At 56.7% G+C, this 2,639-nt stretch carries 1 protein-coding gene and 2 rRNA genes; all 3 read left to right on the top strand.

All coding sequences use genetic code 11. From position 1 onward, the window contains the following. The first annotated feature begins 28 nt into the window (after positions 1-28). A 5S ribosomal RNA gene (gene rrf, locus DW024_RS09830) occupies positions 29-144 on the top strand. Between the two features lie 246 nt (positions 145-390). Beyond that, positions 391-2,085, top strand: coding sequence for a phospho-sugar mutase (locus DW024_RS09825; RefSeq protein WP_118377603.1), 1,695 nt, complete (start codon positions 391-393; stop codon positions 2,083-2,085). 422 nt (positions 2,086-2,507) lie between these two features. Next, positions 2,508-2,639 (top strand): 16S ribosomal RNA (locus tag DW024_RS09820); the annotation flags it as partial.

The raw sequence follows: 2,639 nt of genomic DNA, 5'->3' as shown, positions 1-2,639 counted from the left end.
TCACCGTAACGGTGGGCGCCGCCCACCGGTCAGCGGCCAGAGCATGGGGGGCACGCCCGGTCCCGTTCCGAACCCGGAAGCTAAGCCCCATCGCGCCGAGAGTACTGCGGGGCCAGCCCGTGGGAGGCCAGGGCGCCGCTGACCGGTGGACGGCACCGAGCCGTACGCTTGAACTGAGAAGGGGGAGGCCTCGCGGCCTCCCCCTTTTTGCGTTAAAAGGCGACATTCTCTATGTAATTAAATCAATCCAATCATCCACCGGTGAATATAAACGTTCACCGTTCTGTGGCCGGTTCTCTGTTCTCAATGGACTAATATTTGCTTTAGCGCGCTGATGCGCTTGTCCTGTTTTACACGGGTCGTTTTATTGATTGTGACGGAAGGACTCACATGGCAGATGTTCATGAGCTGCTTGATACTTGGATTGCCAATGTCAAGGACGAGGAGCTCCTCGCAGAGCTCAACACGATGAAGGAGCAGGGTGATGAGGACGCCATCACCGACGCTTTCTTCCAGGATCTCGCCTTCGGTACTGCCGGTCTTCGCGGCACTATCGGTGCGGGCACTAACCGTATGAATATCTATACGGTCGGTCGCGCGACGCAGGGTTTTGCTGACTATCTCAATGCGACCTTTGAGCATCCGACGGTTGCCATCGCTCGCGATAGCCGCAATAAGGGTGAACTGTTCGTTAAGACGACGGCTGCCATTCTTGCAGCAAACGGCGTGACTGCCCTCGTGTATCCCAAGATTTCTCCTGTGCCGACGCTCTCCTGGGCCGTCCGTGATCTTAAGTGCTCCGGTGGCATTTGCATGACCGCTAGTCATAACCCGGCGCCGTATAACGGCTATAAGGCCTATGGCCCCGACGGCTGCCAGATCACCAGCGAGGCCGCCGATGCAATTTCTAAGGCTATCGCCGAGACGGATACGTTCACCGGCGTGAAGTCCATGGACTTCGATGAGGCTCTTGAGCAGGGTCTGGTCAAATGGATCGATGACTCGTGCCTCGAGCGTTATTACGACGCCGTTCTCGCCCGCGGCGTTACGAATCTTTCTGCCGAGGAGATTGCTGGCGCACCGCTCAAGTTTGTCTATACGCCGCTGAATGGCACCGGCCTCATTCCCGTCACCACGGTGCTCGAACGCGCTGGCATCACTGATGTCACGGTTGTTCCCGAGCAGAAGGAACCTAACGGCGATTTCCCGACCTGCCCGTATCCTAACCCCGAGATCCGTCAGGCCATGCAGAAAGGCATCGATCTCTGTGAGCTGGTTCACCCTGATTTGCTGCTTGCAACCGATCCTGACGCCGACCGTGTTGGCGTTGCCGTTAAGAATGGCGACGACTATCTGCTGCTGACCGGCAATGAGATGGGCGTTCTGCTGCTCGACTATATCTGCAAGACCCGTGCTGCCCGCGGTGAGGACCTCACTAAGAAGGTTGCCGTTACTACTATCGTTTCTTCCGCCATGGTCGATGCTCTGGCCGAGGAGTATGGCTTTGAGCTTCGTCGCTGCCTGACGGGCTTCAAGTACATCGGTGACATCATTACCTCGCTTTCCGATGCTGGTGAAGTCGATCGCTTTATCTTCGGTTTTGAGGAGAGCTACGGCTATCTGGCTGGCGACCATGTGCGCGACAAGGACGCCGTGAGCACTTCGTTGCTGATTTGCCAGATGGCTCAGTATTACAAGCTGCAAGGTAAGAACCTCGCCGATGCGATGCACGAGCTGTACGAGAAGTATGGCTACTATCACAATAAGACGATTTCGCTGAGCTATCCGGGTGCTGAGGGTGCGGCAAAGATGGCCGGCATCATGGCCGGTCTGCGCGAGAACCCGCCTGCGGAGCTCGCCGGTTCTAAGATTGAGGCCGTCGTGGATTACAACACCTGCGTGAACGGCCTGCCGAAGGCTAATGTCATTGAGTTCGATCTCGAGGGTGGCAACAAGGGTATCGTCCGTCCTTCTGGCACCGAGCCCAAGATCAAGCTGTATATCTTTGCCAAGGGCGCGGATGCCGCCGAGGCTGATGCAGCACTTGACGCGATTGAGGAGTCCGGTCGCAAGCTGTTGGCCTAAGGCTTTGAAAGCCTATTTCTATAGATAGACGAAAGAGGGGGTCTCGGAAACGAGGCCCCCTCTTATATTATCCAGTCAGCCGAGAGTCCTTATATGTGTAGGAAATGTGTACGCCCAGATTCCCGCCCCCGGGGCCCCTCCGGTCTGGCAATATATCTCCTTGCCGCGCGGCCCGGTGCAACCGGATCAGCCGCGGGGCGTGCACCTTGAGAACCGGATACTGCGAGGATGGACACATTCAGTGTCGCATCCGGGCAGACATCGAACCATTTGAAATGGTCTAACTTGGATTTGTTTTTCGCAAGGCCGCCGAGAGGCGGCCCCGAGAAATTCCTTTTCCTATCTAATAGAACCATATGAATCGAACGGAACCGATCAGCTAATAGTTGTGAGGACCGGACGGGCTCGAAGCCCATTTATTTTGGACGGAGAGTTCGATCCTGGCTCAGGATGAACGCTGGCGGCGCGCCTAACACATGCAAGTCGAACGGCACCTGCCCTCGGGCAGAAGCGAGTGGCGAACGGCTGAGTAACACGTGGAGAACCTGCCCCCT

This window comes from Collinsella sp. AF37-9 (assembly GCF_003475115.1).
Lineage (GTDB): Bacteria > Actinomycetota > Coriobacteriia > Coriobacteriales > Coriobacteriaceae > Collinsella.
This window is presented reverse-complemented; position numbering and strand designations above follow the sequence as displayed.